Here is a 19,619-nt window from a genome sequence, read left to right as displayed (position 1 = left end):
GGGGGTGGGTGTTGTGTTGTCTTCGACCATTAGTGCCGGTCGGCTTCGCCCCTTGCGGGGTTTCCACGTCCGGTCTATCGACCATGTGTTCTGCATGGGGTCTTCAGGAACCGAGGTTCCATGGAATCCTTATCTTGGAGGGGGCTTCCCGCTTAGATGCTTTCAGCGGTTATCCCATCCGAACGTAGCCAACCGGCCGTGCCGCTGGCGCGACAACCGGCATACCAGAGGTTCGTCCACCCAGGTCCTCTCGTACTATGGGCAGGGCTCCTCAAGATTCCAACGAGCGCAGAGGATAGAGACCAAACTGTCTCACGACGTTCTGAACCCAGCTCGCGTGCCGCTTTAATCGGCGAACGGCCGAACCCTTGGGACCTGCTCCAGCCCCAGGATGCGACGAGCCGACATCGAGGTGCCAAACCATCCCGTCGATATGGACTCTTGGGGATGATCAGCCTGTTATCCCCGGGGTACCTTTTATCCGTTGAGCGATGCCGCGTCCGTACGCCGGCACCGGATCACTATCTCCGACTTTCGTCCCTGCTCGACCCGTCGGTCTCGCAGTCAAGCTCCCTTGTGCGATTGCACTCAACACCCGATTGCCAACCGGGCTGAGGGAACCCTTGGGCGCCTCCGTTACTCTTTGGGAGGCAACCGCCCCAGTTAAACTACCCGCCAGGCACTGTCCCTGACCAGGATGACTGGTCGAGGTTAGAGGCCAGATGAGGACAGAGCGGTATTTCACATTTCGGCTCCACGGATGCTGGCGCACCCGCTTCGAAGCCTCCCGCCTATGCTACACAGTCCGCACCTAACGCCAATACCAAGGTATAGTAAAGGTCCCGGGGTCTTTTCGTCCTTCTGCGCTTAACGAGCATCTTTACTCGTACTGCAATTTCGCCGAGCTCCTGGTCGAGACAGTGGGGAAGTCGTTACGCCATTCGTGCAGGTCGGAACTTACCCGACAAGGAATTTCGCTACCTTAGGATGGTTATAGTTACCACCGCCGTTTACCGGGGCTTGAATTCACCGCTGCCCCCCCGAAGGGGATGACGGATCCTCTTAACCTTCCGGCACCGGGCAGGCGTCAGTGCATATACAGCGACTTTCGTCTTCGCATGCACCTGTGTTTTTGGTAAACAGTCGCTACCCCCTGGTCTGTGCCACCCCCCTCGGCTCCGCGCGCTGGGCGCCTCACCGCAAGGGGTCTCCCTTATACCGAAGGCACGGGAGTGATTTGCCGAGTTCCTTGACCAGGATTCGCTCGATCGCTTTGGTATACTCTACCTGACCACCAGTGTCGGTTTAGGGTACGGGCGGCGACAGCCCTCGCACCGAAGCTTTTCTTGACGGAACGGCACACCGGATTCGGGGCACGAGGCCCCCCATCATCACACCTCACGCTCATGCCGGACGGATTTGCCTGCCCGACGCGCCACATGCTTGACCACGGATAACCACCACCGCGGCCCGGCTCCCGTTCCGTGTCACTCCTGTGCTACCCGCCACGCATCCACACACCGGTCCCGCACCATCGGACGGTCCGAAGACCGCCGCCCGATACGGGTAAGGGCATGCTTCCACGTCTTGGATTGGGCGGTCTGACGCCGGTAGGAGAATATCGACTCCTTCATCCATTCGACTACGCCTGTCGGCCTCGCCTTAGGACCCGACTCACCCGGGGACGACGAACGTGGCCCCGGAACCCTTGGTCATCCAGCGGACGGGATTCTGACCCGTCTCTCGCTACTCATGTCTGCATTCTCACTTCCACACGGTCCACGGCCGGCTCACGCCGCCGCTTCGCCCCATGCGGAACGCTCTCCTACCCAGTACAGTAACTGCACTGCCGCGTCTTCGGTGGTGTGCTTGAGCCCCGCTACATTATCGGCGCGGAACCACTAGACCAGTGAGCTGTTACGCACTCTTTCAAGGGTGGCTGCTTCTAAGCCAACCTCCTGGCTGTCTATGCGACTCCACATCCTTTCCCACTTAGCACACACTTAGGGACCTTAGACGACGATCTGGGCTGTCTCCCTCTCGACGACGGAGCTTATCCCCCGCCGACTCACTGCCGCGATACACCTCACACGTATTCGGAGTTTGGCTGCTGTCGGTACCCGATACGGGCCCTCAAGCATCCAGTAGCTCTACCCCATGGAGACATTGACGCGACGCTGCACCGAAATGCATTTCGGAGAGAACCAGCTATCACGGAATTTGATTGGCCTTTCACCCCTAGCCCCAGGTCATCGGCCCGGTTTTCAACCCAGGTCCGTTCGGTCCTCCACGCGGTCTTACCCACGCTTCAACCTGCCCAGGGCTAGATCATCCCGCTTCGGGTCCAGGGCACGCGACTCAAACGCCTTTTAAGACTCGCTTTCGCTACGGTTGCCCCACACGGGTTAACCTCGCCACGCACCACTGACTCGCAGACTCATTTTTCGATAGGCACGCCGTCACCCCGAAAGGCTCCGACGGATTGTAGGCACACGGTTTCAGAAACTGTTTCACTCCCCTCCCGGGGTGCTTTTCACCTTTCCCTCACGGTACTCGTACGCTATCGGTCAGACAGGTATATTCAGGCTTACCCCACGGTCGGGGCGGATTCACACGGGATTCCACGAGTCCCGCGCTACTTGGGAACAAGGATCGGCAGACGACGCGTCTTCGACTACGGGGCCATCACCCTCTACGGCCGGGAATTCAATCCCGTTCGTCTCACACGTCGTTTTATCACTGCCGCCGGGTCCGTCGGAACCCGGGCACCAAATCCCACAACACCCATGCCGCAACCCCCGACGGGTATCACACGGCACAGGTTTGGCCATCATCCGCTTTCGCTCGCCACTACTCACGGAATATCTCTTCCTGCAGGTACTGAGATGTTTCACTTCCCTGCGTACCCCCCGCACGAATGCGGTGCCAGCCCATGACGGCTGGCGGGTTTCCCCATTCGGACACCCTCGGATCAAAGCCCTGTCGGCGGCTCCCCGAGGCCTATCGCGGCCCCACGCGTCCTTCATCGGTCCTGTCTGCCAAGGCATCCACCATGCGCCCTTACCGACAACACGACCACAGGCCATGCCACGGCAACAACAACTGCGAACTGCCAGACGACAAATCATCACACTAATAGATCACAAAACGATCGACCCGAACCCACCATGTGGGCTCGGACGAAACAATACAAGCGGACGGACAGGCACAAAGCCAGCCATCCACTCGCGTCCACTATCCAGTTCTCAAACCACCACCACACCACCAGGACCCGCCACGGGACGACACCCGCACAGGAACCCGATGGGCGACAGGAACACCACCCACAAGGGTGGCGGTCCGGGAACCCAACAGCGCATCCATGCCACAGCCCATTCGACCGTTCCACGCCAGCACGCCCACACCATCCGACCGACCGGCCGGACCCATGGACACGACCCCACGACCCAGACACGGGCGGGGGATTTTACTCATATCTCCGTAGAAAGGAGGTGATCCAGCCGCACCTTCCGGTACGGCTACCTTGTTACGACTTAGTCCCAATCGCGGACCTCACCTTAGACGGCTCCCCCCCAAACGGGTTGGGCCACCGGCTTCGGGTGCTGCCCACTTTCATGACTTGACGGGCGGTGTGTACAAGGCCCGGGAACGCATTCACCGCGGCGTTGCTGATCCGCGATTACTAGCGACTCCGCCTTCACGGAGCCGGGTTGCAGGCTCCGATCCGAACTGAGACCGGTTTTAAGGGATCCGCTCCATGTCGCCATGTCGCATCCCGTTGTACCGGCCATTGTAGCATGCGTGAAGCCCTGGACGTAAGGGGCATGATGATCTGACGTCATCCCCACCTTCCTCCGGGTTAACCCCGGCGGTCCCCCGTGAGTTCCCGGCATGACCCGCTGGCAACACGAGGCGAGGGTTGCGCTCGTTGCGGGACTTGACCCAACATCTCACGACACGAGCTGACGACGACCATGCACCACCTGTGAACCGGCCCCGAAGGGAAACCACGTCTCCGCGGCAGTCCGGCACATGTCAAGCCCAGGTAAGGTTCTTCGCGTTGCATCGAATTAATCCGCATGCTCCGCCGCTTGTGCGGGCCCCCGTCAATTTCTTTGAGTTTTAGCCTTGCGGCCGTACTCCCCAGGCGGGATGCTTAACGCGTTAGCTCCGACACGGAACCCGTGGAACGGGCCCCACATCCAGCATCCACCGTTTACGGCGTGGACTACCAGGGTATCTAATCCTGTTCGCTCCCCACGCTTTCGCTCCTCAGCGTCAGTAACGGCCCAGAGACCTGCCTTCGCCATTGGTGTTCTTCCCGATATCTACACATTCCACCGTTACACCGGGAATTCCAGTCTCCCCTACCGCACTCCAGTCCGCCCGTACCCGGCGCAGATCCACCGTTAAGCGATGGACTTTCACACCAGACGCGACGAACCGCCTACGAGCTCTTTACGCCCAATAATTCCGGATAACGCTTGCACCCTACGTATTACCGCGGCTGCTGGCACGTAGTTAGCCGGTGCTTATTCGAAAGGTACACTCACTCTCGCTTGCTCCCAATCAAAAGCGGTTTACAACCCGAAGGCCGTCATCCCGCACGCGGCGTCGCTGCATCAGGCTTTCGCCCATTGTGCAATATTCCCCACTGCTGCCTCCCGTAGGAGTCTGGGCCGTATCTCAGTCCCAATGTGGCCGGTCGCCCTCTCAGGCCGGCTACCCGTCGAAGCCTTGGTAGGCCATCACCCCACCAACAAGCTGATAGGACGCGACCCCATCCCATACCGGTAAACCCTTTCCCACACCATCATGCGATGATGCGGAACACCCGGCATTACCACCCGTTTCCAGGAGCTATTCCGGAGTATGGGGCAGGTTGGTCACGCATTACTCACCCGTTCGCCACTCTCACCAGACAGCAAGCTGCCTGGATCCCGTTCGACTTGCATGTGTTAAGCACGCCGCCAGCGTTCATCCTGAGCCAGAATCAAACCCTCCACAAAAAACAATGAAGAAGCCGAAACGACTCTCATAATAAATTGACGGATCCGCTTCCATAAGGAGGAAACAGACCCACGAAAAACCCCGACACCCCTCACAACGCTCCCGCGTACCCGGCAAAACCGGGCGGGCATCGGACTGGCAATCAAAAAGCTATAAAAGTAGCACAAACACGCTCTTGAGTTCTCAAACCACCACCACACCAACAGTCTCAAGGTATCCGGGGGATTCCTTGTCGCTGTCGGGCAGCAAAAGAACAATTTACACGAACTACCGGGTTGTTGCAAATTGGTATGCTTGAGTATCGGAGAAGCTCTGGCATTGCAACGATTCTACGGCGTGTCGGCATTTTGAATGCCGCCCCTTGCAATCCGACCTTCCCCTTTTTCAGGAATCCCCTCTGCACTCTCCAGCGAGATTCAAACCAGTATCGTCGCTTCCATATATTAGTAGACACTCCCCCACTAAATGCAAGTTACATCCAAGTGACTTCCGGAGCCGCTCTTAATTCAGGCACAATTCCCGGACGACAGCGGCGAAGCGAGCGGGCTCATCCCAGTGCGGACAGTGACCCGAGTGTTCGAACATCAGGAAGCGGTGTTCCGTCCGCATCGTGGCCGCATACTGTTCAACCAGTATTGCCGGAAGATGCCGGTCATACCTGCCACTGATGAAGGTGACGGGCGCACCGAAGGAAGTGTTCCCACGGAAATCGACAGCTTCGAGTTCCCCGTTCAGCCGGGCTCGGGACTGCCTCACGCCCTTCTGCTGGTTGACCAGGGCGCTCCAGGAATAAAAAGGGGAACGTACGTAGGCCAAGGCCCGATCCAGTATGCCCAGCACGGTTCTGGTACTGCCGCGGTCCATCAGCTCATGCACCAACATGACCAGATCGGCCTGGGAACTCTCACTGCCAACCACCCGCTGACCCCATTTGGGCAGGGTTCCCCGACTGAGCCTCTGCCTGAGCATCAACGCCTCCCGCATGGCGACCACCTGACCCAGGCCTATGTAGTGGCTTACCAGCGAGGGGTACCTTCGCACCATCTCCAGGCCCAACACACTCCCCCAGGAGTGCCCGACCAGAACCAGGGAATCCTGCTGGTAGGTCTGCAGAAGGGTGAGCACGAACTGGTGGATATCCTCGACCATGGAATCGATGGTGACCACCTCATCCAAGGCAAAGGGGTGGTATGAAAGACCGCTGCCGCGCTGGTCCAGATTGATGAAGCGAAAGTCTCGTTCCAGCTCGGCATTGCACCTCATGGTCACGGGGATGCATGCGTCGCCCGGGCCACCGTGCAGGTACAGGATAATCGGCGCCTCACGTGGGGCAGGATTCATGGAAAAGACCAGACGGGCGCCGTTGACACTGGCCTGGTGGATGTGCGAGTGGCTCGAAACCGTAAGGCCTGACATGCCACCATTCTACCGATTCACAACCGGTTCTGCGCTTATAACCAGGTCGATCCGCGTTATGGAACACTATTGCGCGGGTAATATGCGGGCACTTCATGATGAGCAAGCAGGGATGGGCGTCCACATGACCCCGTCCTCCGTGAGCCCTTCGGCTACCACATGCAGGTTATGACGCAAAATCGACAGTTCATGTCAGGGAAGTCGTCCAGCAAGGTTTCAGCATGGTTCACTGGGGACATGGCATAAAGGCGTGTCGATGAAGCTAAAGGTCGCTCGCCCACCGTGGAGCGGATTGTCAACCTTGAACGTCTGTCTCCTATGTGACCAGGTCTGCCTCGTGCGGTCCGGTTCAGGCTTTAGCAGAGAAAAACAAGAAAGTAGCGAACATGTTCAGTATTAACCTGAGCGATGTAGTCGCAGTGCTCAAATCGCTGATACCCGAATTGGTGGTTATCGGCGTTTTCCTGGTACTGGCGATCATCATCACCATTGCGGTCAACAAGCGCACCGTCAAGAGTGTCGCCAACCGCAAGATGATTCACTCACAGTCCTGGCTGGTCACCTTCGTGGCCATCGTCGTGGCCCTGGCCACGATGCTCCTGGGCCCCCTGTCGAACCTGATCACCAAGTCGACCAACAAGCACGAACTCCAGCCGGCCACCGTCACCGCCGCGCGCGACCTTGCCAAGGACATCCAGCGCGAGTCCGTCACCATGCTCCAGAACTCGGATGAGACCCTGCCCCTCAAGGACAGCAAGGTCAACGTCTTCGGCTGGGCCTCGACCAACCCCGTCTATGGTGGCACCGGCTCGGGCTCCATGTCCCCGGACAACCCCACCACCAGCCTCCTGGACGGCATCAAGGAAGCCGGTCTGGAAACCAACACCGAACTGAGCAAGTTCTACACGGACTACCGTGAGGACCGCCCCAAGGTCGAGATGTTCGAACAGGACTGGACCCTTCCCGAGCCGACCGCCGCCAAGTACAGCGACAAGCTCATGAAGGACGCCAAGGACTTCTCCGATACCGCCATCGTGGTCATCGGTCGCGTCGGCGGCGAGGGTGCAGATCTTCCCGTCAACATGAAGTCCAAGGACCTCACCTATCACGACAACGACAAGTCCGACCCCGATTTCCAGGATGGACAGAGCTTCCTGGAGCTGTCCAAGCCCGAAAGCGACATGATCGCCAAGGTCACCGGCACCTTCGACAAGGTGGTCCTGGTCTACAACGGCGCCAACACCTTCGATCTGAACTTCGTCGGCCAGTATCCGCAGATCAAGTCCGTCCTCTGGTGCCCGCCCCCGGGACAGGCCGGCTTCACCGCCCTGGGTGAGGTGCTGAAGGGCACAACCAACCCCTCCGGCAAGACCTCCGACACCTTCGTCCGTGATCTGACCAAGACACCCACCTACAACAACTTCGGTGCCTTCACCTACACCAACATGGACGACCACAAGGCGACCTTCGTCGGCTTCACCGGCAAGTCCGAAACCGTTACCCCCACCTTCATCAACTACAACGAAGGCATCTACGTGGGATACCGCTTCTGGGAGACAGCCGCCAAGGAAGGGCTGATCAACTACGACGAGATGGTGCAGTATCCCTTCGGTTACGGCCTCTCGTACACCAAGTTCAGCCAGAAGATGGGCAACATCAAGCACGCTGACGGCAAGATCTCCTTCGATGTGACCGTTACCAACGACGGCACCAAGGCCGGACGCGACACCGTCCAGACCTACTTCGATCCCCCCTACACCGATGGTGGCATCGAAAAGGCCAGCGCCAACCTCGTCTCCTTCAAGAAGACCAAGGTCCTCAAGCCGGGACAGAGCGAAACCGTCTCCGTCAGCTTCAAGGACGAGGACATGGCCTCCTACGACGCCAACACGGCCAAGGCCTACGTGCTGGATCAGGGCGACTACGGTATCTCCATCCGCTCCGATTCCCACAAGGTCATCGAGTCCCAGAACGTCAGCATCAACAAGACCATCACCTACGACGAGAGCAATCCCCGCTCCATCGATAAGGTGGCGGCCACCAACCGTTTCGATGACGCCAAGGGCACAGTGACCTACCTGTCGCGAGCCAACCACTTCGCCAACTACGAGGATGCGGTTGCGGCCCCCAAGAGCACCGAGATGCCCGAAGAGGCCAAGGCCAACTTCTACAACAACGAGAACTACGATCCCAAGAAGTTCGACAAGGACAGCGATCAGATGCCCACGACCGGGGCGAAGAACGATGTCAAGCTTTACCAGCTGCGCGACAAGAAGTACGACGACCCCATGTGGGACAAGCTGCTGGACGAGCTCACCGTCAAGGAGATGGACACCCTGATCGCCATGGGCGGCTACGGCACCCAGGCAATCAAGAGCATCGGCAAGATCGAGATGACCGACGCCGATGGTCCCGCCGCCCTGAACAACAACTTCACCAAGGTCGGATCCCTGGGCTTCCCGTCATCCACCTCCCTGGCCTGCACCTGGAACCCCGAGCTGGCCACCCGCTTCGGCGAGATGATCGGCACCATGGCCCACGACATGGATGTGGCCGGCTGGTACGCACCGGCCTTCAACATCCACCGCAGCGCCTTCTCCGGCCGTAACTTCGAGTACTTCTCGGAGGACCCGCAGATCAACGCCGTCATGGGATCCAACGAGATCGCCGGTGCCCGCTCCAAGGGTGTCTACTCCTTCATGAAGCACTTCGCCATGAACGACCAGGAGACCAACCGTAACAACATGCTGGCCACCTGGGCCGACGAGCAGACCATCCGCGAGATCTACCTGAAGCCCTTCCAGGCTGCAGTGGTCGATGGTGGCGCACAGGCCGCCATGACCGCCTTCAACTACCTCGGCAACACCTACGTGGCCGCCTATGCTCCGCTGATGCAGGATGTTCTGCGCGGCGAGTGGGGCTTCCGAGGAATGGCCCTGACCGACTACTTCGGAGTCTATGGCTACCAGAACGCCGATCAGCTGATCCGCAACGGAAACGACATCATGCTGGCCACCACCGAGGTGACCAACCATGTGAAGGATCAGAGCGCCACTTCGGTCAAGGCCATGCGTGAAGCCAGCCACAACATCCTGTACACGGCAGTGAACAGCTACAAGTACGCAGATGGCGACCCCAAGGTCCAGACCCCTGCATGGCAGATTGCCCTTTATGTGGCACTCGTCGTCATGGCTCTGATCTTCCTCGCCCTCGAGTACCTGGCCTTCCGCAGGTTCAACGCCCGCCGCAGTGCGGTTGACGTGCAGACCCTGACCGACCTGGCCGACCAGGCCAAGGATGTCAGGATGCAGGACCCCGCCAGCGAGGAGACCACCCCCGCAGAGGATGGCCCGTCTCACGACACCATTCAGTAAGGGAAGAGCACAGCAAGGCCCGCGGGCATGAATCTGGTCAGGTAATCTGATCGGGCTCCGGGCCTGGGCTCCACCGAGGGGCGGACGACTACAAAGTCGTCCGCCCCTCTTTTTTATATCGTCACCCACATTCCCCACCGTCTTGTCGGCTGAACCCGCCTCACAGACACGTCCCATTCTCCTGGGTTCAACGGTGGGGTTGGGCGCACCATTCATGCCGGAAAAATGACAGGTTATGCTCTGGTGATTCCAGCGTACGCAACGGTTGACGATACTGGAACTATATATGGCAGAGTTACGCGGTGGAGACACCGGTGCTGACTGTGGAAGCGATGAGGGTTCCAATCCAGGGGCTCATCTCATCAGGGAAAAGGAACACAATGGAAGTCAAAGATCTGACAGTCCTGGAGAAGGCATCGCTGCTCTCCGGAAGTTCTATGTGGGGCACCCGCGAAATCAAGCGGGCAGGCATTCCGAGCATGGTCCTGAGCGACGGCCCACACGGGCTGAGGCGGCAGACGGGAGCCGGAGACAACCTGGGAATGGGTGAGTCCAAGCCGGCCACCTGCTTCCCCACCGCGGGAACCGTGGCATGCTCGTGGGATCCGGACCTGGCCAAGGCTATGGGCGAGGCGCTGGGCCGAGAGGCCAAGAGCCTGGGTGTGAACATCGTGCTCGGCCCGGGTATGAACATCAAGCGCAACCCGCTGTGCGGCCGCAACTTCGAGTACTACTCGGAGGACCCCCAAGTGGCTGGACACATGGCTGCTGGGCTGATTGAAGGCATCCAGTCCCAGGGAGTGGCCGCCACCCCCAAGCACTTTGCCATGAACAGTCAGGAACTGCGCAGGCAGGCCTCCAACTCCGTGGTCGATGAGCGGACCATGCGTGAGCTCTACCTGACCGCCTTCGAGATTGCCGTACGCCAGGCCCACCCCTGGGCCATCATGACCTCCTACAACATGGTCAACGGCACCTACGCCAACGAAAACGGACACCTCCTCAACGATATCCTGCGCAAGGAGTGGGGCTTCGACGGCATGGTGGTATCCGACTGGGGTGGTTCCAACAGTGCCGTGGCAGCAGCCGCCAACGGTTCCTCCCTGGAAATGCCCGAGGCGGGATTCGATTCCGTCCGTCAATTGGCCAAGGCCGTCAAGGAGGGGAACCTGGCTGAGGCCGACCTGAACGCCAGGGCTGAAGAGGTCGCCAAGCTGGCCAAGCTGACCTATGACCCGAAGATGGACCCGGACGGAAACCTGACCGATGAGCAGAAGCGGGACCACCACGAAATGGCCCGCAGAATCGCCGAGGAATCGGCTGTGCTCCTGGTCAACAAGAACGGGCGCCTCCCCCTGGCCGCCGGCACCAAGGTGGCCGTTGTGGGCGATATGGCCAAGACCGCACGCTTCCAGGGTTCCGGTTCTTCCAAGGTCAATGCGACCAGGCAGGAGAACATCCTGGAGCTGATTGAACAGGGCCATGCCGGAGGGTTGGAACTGGCATCCTACAGCCAGGGCTACGACCGCCACGGAGACATGAACCAGGACCTGGTTGACCAGGCCGTGAATGCCGTTGACGGATCCGATGTAATCCTGGCCTGCGTGGGTCTTGACGAGCGGAGCGAGTCCGAAGGTCTGGATCGTTCCACCATGGATATTCCCCGAGCCCAGGTGAACCTCCTGCAGGCCCTCGGCAAGACCGGCAAACCCCTGGTGGTTGTGCTGGTGGCAGGGTCCCCCGTCTCAGCAGACTGGGTCGACCTGTGCGATGCCGTTCTGTACATCGGGCTGTCAGGTCAGGCAGGTGCGTCCGCCACCCTGAACATCCTTACAGGCAAAACCAACCCCTCCGGCCACCTGGCTGAGACCTGGCCCAAGTCCTACGCGGATTGCCCCAGCTCCGGTTGGTACCCAGAGTCCGAGCGTGACTCCATTTACCGCGAGGGACCCTTCGTGGGGTATCGGTATTACCTCACCGCCGGAGTAGAGGACCTCTTCCCCTTCGGATACGGCCTCTCGTACTCCCACTTCACCTACTCCAACCTGGCACTGGACGAGAAGGGCGCCTCCTTCACCCTGACCAACGATTCGGAGCACGACGGTGCCACCGTTCCGCAGCTCTACGTCCAGGCACCGGAAGGCGGCGCGCTCAGACCCATACGTGAGCTCAAGGGCTTCCGGAAGGTATCCCTCAAGGCAGGCGAGTCCACGACCGTACGTATCGACTTCGATCAGACCACCTTCCGTCACTTCGATACGGACCAGGACTCCTGGCAGACCGAATCCGGCGACTGGACGATCATGATCGGTTCGGATGCCCGGACCATGGAACTGACCGGCACACTGTCCGTAGCGGGCACTGTCCAGCCCCACCGGGCCGACCCCGCCCTGGGCGCCTACCTGACCGGCAAGGTCAAAGAGGTCACGGACGACAACATGACCGCCCTCTTCGGGCACCCGGTCGAGCGTCAGGGTGCCATCAGCACCTTCGGCCCCAACGATCCCATCTCATCCTGGAAGGACTCCAGGAGTGGTCTGGCCCGGTTCGTCGCCAACTTCCTGTCCAAGCGGGAGCGCAAGCAGGAAGCCAAAACCGGCAGCCCGGATCTCAATACCCTCTTCCTGCTCAACATGCCCCCCAGGGCCATGAGCAAGATGACCAACGGCATGATCGACATGGCCATGGTCGATTCGATCGTACGTATACCGAACGGCCACGTCTGCAAGGGACTGGGAGGCTTCATCGCGGGCTTCTTCAGGAACATGTCAGCCAACCGCAGGACCAGAAAGGAACTGAACCATGAGTGACCAGAACGCACAGACCGGCGGCAAACCCGCCAGCGCAGAGGAGGCGGCCACCTCCAAGTACGGTATCGTCCGCTGGTGGCAGCGCTTCTCCTTCCGTCACGAGACCGCGGCACAGTTCATCGTCTTCTTCCTGCTCTCCAACGGTGTCACCGTTCTGCAGCTGATCATGATGCCTGTGCTCAAGGCCATCTTCAACGGCACCTCCCTTGTCGGAACCAACTTCCAGATCTGGCACATGGGAACCGTGGGCGGCAAGCCTTACTACCTGTTCGACTATGCCGCAGGTGCCATCAGCAACGGCGGAGGCGGCGGCCTGGCTTACTTCCTGGCTGTGGAAATCACCCTGCTGATTGCGCAGATCATCAACTTCTTCCTCCAGAGGAACATCACCTTCAAGTCCAATTCCTCTGTTTGGAAGGCCGCTTTCTGGTATCTCCTCGCCTACATCATCATCACCATCATCGCTGCCGCCCTTCAGGGCTGGTACAAGGACCCGATCTACGGCTTCTTCCAGCACAGCCTGAACTGGGGCACGGTCGGCACCACCGTGGCCGATCTGGTGACGATGATCATCAACTCGGCCATATCCTTCTGGGTCTTCTTCCCCATCTTCAAGGTCATCTTCAAGCAGGTGCCCGATGAGGAGACCAAGCAGGAAGCCTGAGTAACCAACCAATACGTGGCCTCGATCGTCCCCTCCCGTTAGAACCGGCATTCAGGGAGATTCGGGACGACCGGGGCCCATTCCATATATACAATTGGTACGGTGCAGTACAGTGGTCGGATACGGCAGCGCGGTCGATCCGCCTGTTGATTCGGTTCCCTTGAATCGGGAATCCCCATCACTCCCCTGCCCTCACACAACCCGTCATACATATGAGGTGATTCCGTTCATGACATCGTCCACACGAGCCGACGACCGACCTGTCATCACCTTCATCATCCCGGCCTACAACATGGCCGATCATCTGGATACCTGCCTGAACTCTCTACTGTCGCAAGCGGCCGAGGACCTGGAAATCATCGTCGTGGATGATGGATCGACCGACGACACAGCGAAGCTCTCCCACGATTATGAGGTAAGGCACCCTGGGATTGTTCGTCTGATCAAGCAGGAGAACAAGGGCCATGGCGGTGCGGTCAACGCAGGATTGTCACAGGCGCAAGGCCTGTATGTAAAAGTGGTGGACGCCGACGACTGGGTCGATACCGACTCCCTGGGACTCGTACTCGACAGGCTGCGGACCCAGGCCACCAGCTCGCATCCTGTCGATATGGTCGTAACCAATTACGTCTATGAAAAAGAGGGGCGGCACCACAAGCAGGTCATCAACTTCCGGAGCGTCATGCCGTCGGACAGGGTTCTGGATTGGAATCATCTCGGCAGGTTCGGAATGGCCCAGTACATGATCATGCACGCCCTGATCTTCCGCCGCGAGGTCCTGCAACGTGCCGCAACCCACCTGCCTGAGCACACATACTACGTTGATTTCATCTATTCGTATCAGCCCCTCCCCTATGTGACAAGCCTGATGTACCTGGATACGGACTTTTACCGCTATCACACAGGCCGTGAGGGCCAGTCCGTCCAAACCTCGGTCATGGTTTCCAGAGTGGACCAGCTGCTCAGGGTCAACGGTCTCATGGTCGAGGCCACCCCCGAGCCGGGCCAGGTGTCGAATGGGCTGTACCGCTACATGATTCACTATCTGGCAATCAACTGCGTGGTCACCTCAGTCTTCCTGATTCTGTCCAAGGATCCGCAGAATTATCAGAACAAGGACATGCTCTGGAGCCGACTGGAGGACCACTCCCCCGCCATTTCGCATGATGTGCGCTCGACCCTGCTCTGCAAACTCATCAACATGCCGGGCAGACCGGGACGAGTGGCCATTCGGCTGGGTTACAGGGTGGCCGAGGCGGCTGTAGGCTTCAACTGACCATTGACCATGGGCAGGAGCACACACAGGTGGAACCAGTGGTCCTTCGCCCTCAGGGTCATCTCCCCTTGGTACTTGTGGGCTATATGGCGTATCGACTTGACGCCGTATCCATGCAGGACGTTGTCCCTCTTTGTGGTGGCCAGTTCCCCGTTGGCCTTCCAGTTCAGGTGGGAGGCATAGGTGTTATCGATTTGCAGGACTGCGAATCGGTCCCTGGAGAAGAGTGCCACCTTGATCAGTCTGCGATCCGGATTGTCCACCTTCTTCAATGCCTCGATGGCGTTGTCCAGGGCATTGCCGAACAGGGTCGATACATCAATAGGGGTCATACCGGTCAGGAGGGACCCATCGGCCACCACAGTCAGGGTAATCCCACTGTCGGCACAGATGCGCTCCTTGGTCGACAGAACCACGTCCAGGACGGGGTTGCCGGTGTGCTGCTGAGATCCGTACCGCTGTATGGAGGCCTCGAGCTCTTCGAAGTTGCGTGACTGCCTCTCAGGGTCGATTTCAGCCCTCAATGCGGCCATCTGGTGCTTCAGATCATGAGCCAGCCGCCCCATCGCCTCAAGGTTCTCCTTTGACCGCATATACTCACGGTGCTGGCTGTAGGCCCGGGCGTTGATGGAGGCCAGTTCGGCACTGGCCTGGTTCTCCCTGACCTGTTCCTGCTGGGCATAGAGCAGGGCGAAGCCGCACAGGTCAACCAGGGTCCTGATGTAGAAGACCTCCAGGCCGACCCGGCCCGAAAAGGGGGTGTTGGTCGAAACGAAGCTCAGATTGGACATGGCGAAGGTGACGACCGATATGGTGGCCGCGATGAAAACGCTACGACCGGGTGGGTCTATATCCCCGACACCGAAATTACGGCGCTCCCCCCACCATGCAAGGAGACCGCAGCCGCCGTATATCGCCACCAGCAGGGCAATCGAAGCCGGCGCATAGATCGTGCTCGTGGGCGGACGCAGGAATGAGTCAATCTGCCAGTGGAGGGAGGCAATGAGCTCTGCCAAGACAAAGGCCCTTGCAAGCACGTAGGCACCGGTCAGGGCCTGCATGGAGGAGGCCAGCATAATGATGCTGTACATACAGGCCACGGCCACGCACATGCTGAAAATCCAGAAGGCTATGGGCAGTGACCCCGCCCAGTACTGGACCCCGATAAGTACACCAAGCCCTACAACCAGGACCGTTATCGTCCGTTTGGGCGGTTTGCGGCAGCCGATGGACATGAGGTAGACCAGGCACGCCACCCATTCGCTGATGGCCGTGTACAGGCGCGGAATGTCAGGTAGGGCGTTGAGTATCTGGTTCATATGCGGCCACCCACATAAGCGGCCAAAGCCGTCATGAAGGCCTTTTTCCGTGGACGGCTGACCCTGAGTCGTTCACCAGTCGACATGATGCAATCCTGAGACTCCATCCCGACCACGTGGGCCAGATTGACCAGATAGCAGGAATTGGACCGGAAGAAGTCCTGATCGGCCAGTTGTGTTTCAAGGTTTTTCAGTGTGGCCGTGATTGTCAACCGGTCGGAGAGGGTGTGCATGACGCAACTGTGCCTGACCGACTCCACAAATACGATGTCACTGAGAGGCACCCGTCTTGACTTGGCTCCCTCGCTGACCAGGAGGGACCGTTCCACCCTGCCGCGCACCTGGGCTATGCACCGCTCCATTTCCTGGGAGAAGGCGAACCAGGGGAGCGGCTTGAGCAGGTAGGACAAGGCACCCACCTTGTACCCGTTGATGGCATACTGCGGCGCTGAGGTGATGAAGACTATGACAACCGAATCATCCCGCGAGCGCACACGGCGGGCAACTTCAATGCCGTCCATGCGCTTCATCTGAATATCCAGCAGGAGGATGTCGTAGATGGGGGAGTAGCCTTCAGCGAATTCCCTGCCGTCGTCGAAGACGGAAACGGCGAATTTCTCCTCTTTGTCCTTTTCGTATTTATGGAGATAGTCCACCATGCGCTGGCTACTGATTGAATCGTCGTCCACTACCGCGATTCGAATCGTCTCCATGTGCCATCCTCGTTCCCGTGGTTCCTGCCGCATCCAAATGTTGGGCTCAGCGAATTTCGTATCCTTTATTATCACACATATGGTCTTCCATAGGGCATGAGGCGAGGCTCTTGCGCACAGGGCGGACAGGTTCAATCCCTACCATGGAGCGGCAAACGCACCGGCATCGGCGACCGGCCGTGAGCGATTAGACTTTATGTGTGCGTATCGTTGAGTCCCCCTTGTGGAAACCGTCACCCTGGCTGGCCAGATTCATGCTGATCCTCGCAGCGGCCGCCTGGGGAGCCGGGTACACCTTTGAGAAAATCGTCTTAGAGACCCTTTCCGTTCGTTGGTTGATGGGCATCAGACTCCTGTGTGCCTTGATTATCATGACTCCCTTCCTCATGCCCCGGCTCCGGCGGGTGAACCTGGTCAACATGCTGGTTCCAGGATTGATTCTGGGGGTAACGTATTGGGCTGCATTCAGCCTGCAGACGATGGGGCTGACCACAATTGCACCCGGGAGGAACTCCTTCCTGACTGCGATCTACTGTGTGTTCGTACCGTTTTTGGTCTGGATCATGACCAGACGACGGCCGGCCATACGAAACTTTGTTGCCGCAGCCATCTGCATCGTCGGTGTGGCCCTGATATCGCTGCCTGCCCATGGGGGAGTGGGGGAGATAGGGTTATCGCTGAGTATCGGAGACCTGTTGACCCTGGGCGGGGCGCTCCTTTACGGGGTGAACCTGGTCGTGACCGGCTTCCTGACCAAGGAGTTCGACGTCCCGACCCTGACCTACCTGGAGCTCTTCATCGCCGCCATCCTCTTTTTGGGATGTGCCCTCTTGTTCGATCCGGTGCCGGGCCTGGCCAATTTCCCTCCACGGACACTGTGGTCCATGGTTTATCTGACGTTGGTTTCCACGCTGATTGCGCAGAACTTCCAGAACATCGCCTTCTCACAGGTACCTGCGGCCCAAGGTTCGCTGATTCTGTGCTCTGAGAGCCTGTTTGGGATGCTGGTCTCGGTTCTGGTCATGCACGAGGAGCTGGCGGGAACCCACCTGATCGGTTTCGCCGTCATCTTCATTGCCATCCTGATTTCGGAGGTCCGCATTCAACGGCACCCGAAGAAGACCGGGCAATCAGAATCATCCTGATGCCGTGCGGAGGGCGTTGCTTCGGATATCCGCCCGGCAGACCGATTCCTTTACCGGGTTCAGCGCACTGCGGGGGAGGGCTGATGGGACCAGTCCTGCCCGGGCAGCAAATCGTAAGGCATCTGCCGTTTGAACAGGTAGAAGATGAAGAGAACCACCGCAAGCAGGAGGGTCCATTGACGCATGGTTCCCGTCCATGGACCGAAGATGGCCAGAATCACCGCCGTGCGGAAGGCATAGAAGACAACCCGCGACCAGCCCCTTCGGACCTTGGTCTCCACGGTCATGTGGGTGAAGGTTGCACCCAGTGTCTTGCCTCTCCTGAGCAGGGGAATCAGCAGCTCAAAAAGCACGAGCAGCAACACATCCAGGATGGTCACCATGCCGCTCAGATGACTGGGATCCACCACCAGAAGACCCAACCGGTAACTTCCGTCCAGCTGATAGGTGGCCAACTTATGCACGGCATAGGTCAATCCCAACCCCAGTGACATGGAGAGGGTGTAGCACAGCACCAGGTCCACCGCCAGGGCCACACAGCGATGCAGGAAGCCCGGCATGGTGACGAGTTCCGCCGCGTCGGTCTGCTTGGTGGGCAGAAGACGGTTGACCACCAGGGCAACCAGATACCCGATCAGGGCACCGGAGGTGTTCCATATCAGGTCATCCACATCAAAAAGGCGGTAGGCGCACCCTACAAGACCGAAAGCCCCTGTGCCCTGGGCTGTTTCAATGAAGAGCGAGACCAGGAATCCGACCGGCAGGGCCAGTCGCAACCGCCATCGGCAGACCCTGCCCATAATGAAGCCCAGAGGGAGGAAGAAGACCACATTCAGCAGGATCTGGAGGAGGGCCATACGCCCGCCTGCGCTCAGATCCGTCATGAACTGCAGAGGGTTGAGTTGGGGATGCAGGTGGTGGGTGGCACAGAACGCCTCCCTGTCGTCCGGCATCGGCCAGAGTGTGAAGAAGACCAGAGCAAGGAGATAGAGGATGACCAGGTAGGCCGTCAGGGCCGAAACCAGGCGTAGGCGGTGATAGCGGTTGTATATCAGGGCAAGGATGGGCAGCGTCAGCAAGAGCGAGGTAAGGGGCCAGAAAATCAGGGATATGCCGAAGGATCCGCTGAAATAACCCAGATATGTCGAAAGCACACCTCCAGCTTATGACAAGACCGCCGTCGGCGCGGTCATTCCCAGGGAATGAAGACACCGGCGGCGGTCGACACGGTAGTGCAAGAGGTCAGTCGTCACCAAGGGTCACATGGATACCACCCACCAGAGAGCTGACCATGTTATAGAGGAAGGCGAAAATCGTCACCAGGACCACAACCACGACAATCTTGAAAATAGAGTAGATGGTGACCGAACTCAATACCGTACCCAGGCTCATCACCTGGCCGAAGTCGAAACCACCGGCGTCCAGACCGGTCTTCGATACGACCTGGGTCAGATTATCGAAGAGTCCTATCATGTTGAGGAGAATCCAAAGCAGGGCCGCTGCCACCACCCGGATAATGCCTGCGGCAATGGACAGGAGGAAGGTGACCTTGGCTACGGACCAAGGATCCAAGCGTGTCAAGGAGAGCTGCATGCGCCTGGCCCTGGGAACGTGGGGCTTTGAACCCGTCGAAGTCGATGTCCGAGCTTGAGCCGACGTGGAATCCTGGGCTGTGGTCCTGGCGGAACGCGCGGCAATCGGCTGAGCGGTGCTCTTGGCCCCGCCTGCAACCGACGACCTGAGCGGGGCCGGTACCGTACCCTCCACCGGTGCACCATTCCGAGCCGGCTTCGAAGCCGGAGCCGCAGACTTGCCCGAAGACGCCGAGGTCCTGCCTAGAGTCGACGCGGCGGTCGAAGCCGTTGATGTACCTGGCTGTGGCACAACAGATG

Annotated in this window: 10 protein-coding genes and 2 rRNA genes; 5 read left to right on the top strand and 7 right to left on the bottom strand. The window is 59.1% G+C overall.

The genetic code is table 11. The features are described 5' to 3' along the window. Positions 1–10 precede the first annotated feature (10 nt). From H3V08_RS06830 to H3V08_RS06820, 3 genes are all read right to left on the bottom strand, one after another. Positions 11–3,074 (bottom strand): 23S ribosomal RNA (locus H3V08_RS06830). A gap of 410 nt (positions 3,075–3,484) precedes the next feature. Further along, a 16S ribosomal RNA gene (locus tag H3V08_RS06825) occupies positions 3,485–5,009 on the bottom strand. Together the 16S and 23S rRNA genes form the textbook arrangement of a ribosomal RNA operon. A 502-nt stretch (positions 5,010–5,511) precedes the next feature. Beyond that, entirely contained in the window at positions 5,512–6,426 is a 915-nt protein-coding gene (locus tag H3V08_RS06820) for an alpha/beta hydrolase (RefSeq protein ID WP_198182042.1), read from the bottom strand. Positions 6,427–6,812: 386 nt separating this feature from the next. Between H3V08_RS06820 and H3V08_RS06815 the strand changes: the two genes are divergently transcribed. The 4 genes from H3V08_RS06815 to H3V08_RS06800 all read left to right on the top strand — a co-directional run bounded on the left by H3V08_RS06815 (position 6,813) and on the right by H3V08_RS06800 (position 14,550). Further along, positions 6,813–9,800: a glycoside hydrolase family 3 protein gene (locus tag H3V08_RS06815; RefSeq protein ID WP_198182041.1), complete on the top strand. Its 2,988-nt coding sequence runs from the start codon at positions 6,813–6,815 to the stop codon at positions 9,798–9,800. 380 nt (positions 9,801–10,180) lie between these two features. Further along, positions 10,181–12,610 (top strand): glycoside hydrolase family 3 C-terminal domain-containing protein, encoded by a 2,430-nt coding sequence (locus H3V08_RS06810; RefSeq protein WP_198182040.1) that lies wholly within the window; start codon positions 10,181–10,183, stop codon positions 12,608–12,610. After that, positions 12,603–13,274, top strand: a complete 672-nt coding sequence (locus H3V08_RS06805; protein WP_197068958.1) for a hypothetical protein — start codon at positions 12,603–12,605, stop codon at positions 13,272–13,274. The genes H3V08_RS06810 and H3V08_RS06805 overlap by 8 nt, the downstream gene beginning before the upstream one ends. A gap of 229 nt (positions 13,275–13,503) precedes the next feature. Continuing rightward, positions 13,504–14,550 carry a glycosyltransferase family 2 protein gene (locus H3V08_RS06800; protein ID WP_198182039.1) on the top strand — a complete coding sequence of 349 codons (1,047 nt, stop codon included), beginning with the start codon at positions 13,504–13,506 and terminating at the stop codon, positions 14,548–14,550. On the opposite strand, the gene H3V08_RS06795 is transcribed toward H3V08_RS06800, so the two are convergent. Together H3V08_RS06795 and H3V08_RS06790 are read right to left on the bottom strand one after the other, a co-directional pair. Beyond that, positions 14,514–15,869 (bottom strand): sensor histidine kinase, encoded by a 1,356-nt coding sequence (locus H3V08_RS06795; protein WP_198182038.1) that lies wholly within the window; start codon positions 15,867–15,869, stop codon positions 14,514–14,516. The two genes, H3V08_RS06800 and H3V08_RS06795, sit on opposite strands and share 37 nt — an antisense overlap. Continuing rightward, positions 15,866–16,582 (bottom strand): LytR/AlgR family response regulator transcription factor, encoded by a 717-nt coding sequence (locus H3V08_RS06790; RefSeq protein WP_033491024.1) that lies wholly within the window; start codon positions 16,580–16,582, stop codon positions 15,866–15,868. Before H3V08_RS06790 ends, H3V08_RS06795 begins: the two co-directional genes overlap by 4 nt. Positions 16,583–16,782: 200 nt before the next feature. Here H3V08_RS06790 and H3V08_RS06785 point away from each other — a divergent pair, with 200 nt between their 5' ends. Next, positions 16,783–17,727, top strand: a complete 945-nt coding sequence (locus H3V08_RS06785) for a DMT family transporter (protein WP_198182037.1) — start codon at positions 16,783–16,785, stop codon at positions 17,725–17,727. A 59-nt stretch (positions 17,728–17,786) separates the two neighbouring features. On the opposite strand, the gene H3V08_RS06780 is transcribed toward H3V08_RS06785, so the two are convergent. Together H3V08_RS06780 and H3V08_RS06775 are read right to left on the bottom strand one after the other, a co-directional pair. Beyond that, the gene (locus H3V08_RS06780; RefSeq protein ID WP_332461763.1) at positions 17,787–18,881 is read right to left on the bottom strand and encodes a VanZ family protein; all 1,095 of its coding nucleotides are present in this window, start codon (positions 18,879–18,881) and stop codon (positions 17,787–17,789) included. An 88-nt stretch (positions 18,882–18,969) separates the two neighbouring features. Continuing rightward, positions 18,970–19,494 carry a DUF3566 domain-containing protein gene (locus tag H3V08_RS06775; protein ID WP_198182160.1) on the bottom strand — a complete coding sequence of 175 codons (525 nt, stop codon included), beginning with the start codon at positions 19,492–19,494 and terminating at the stop codon, positions 18,970–18,972. Between the last annotated feature and the right edge of the window lie 125 nt (positions 19,495–19,619).

Source organism: Bifidobacterium sp. M0307 (assembly GCF_016100445.1).
GTDB classification, from domain to species: domain Bacteria; phylum Actinomycetota; class Actinomycetes; order Actinomycetales; family Bifidobacteriaceae; genus Bombiscardovia; species Bombiscardovia coryneformis.
Note: the sequence above shows the minus strand (reverse complement) of the source record. Positions and strands in the feature narration are given on the sequence as shown.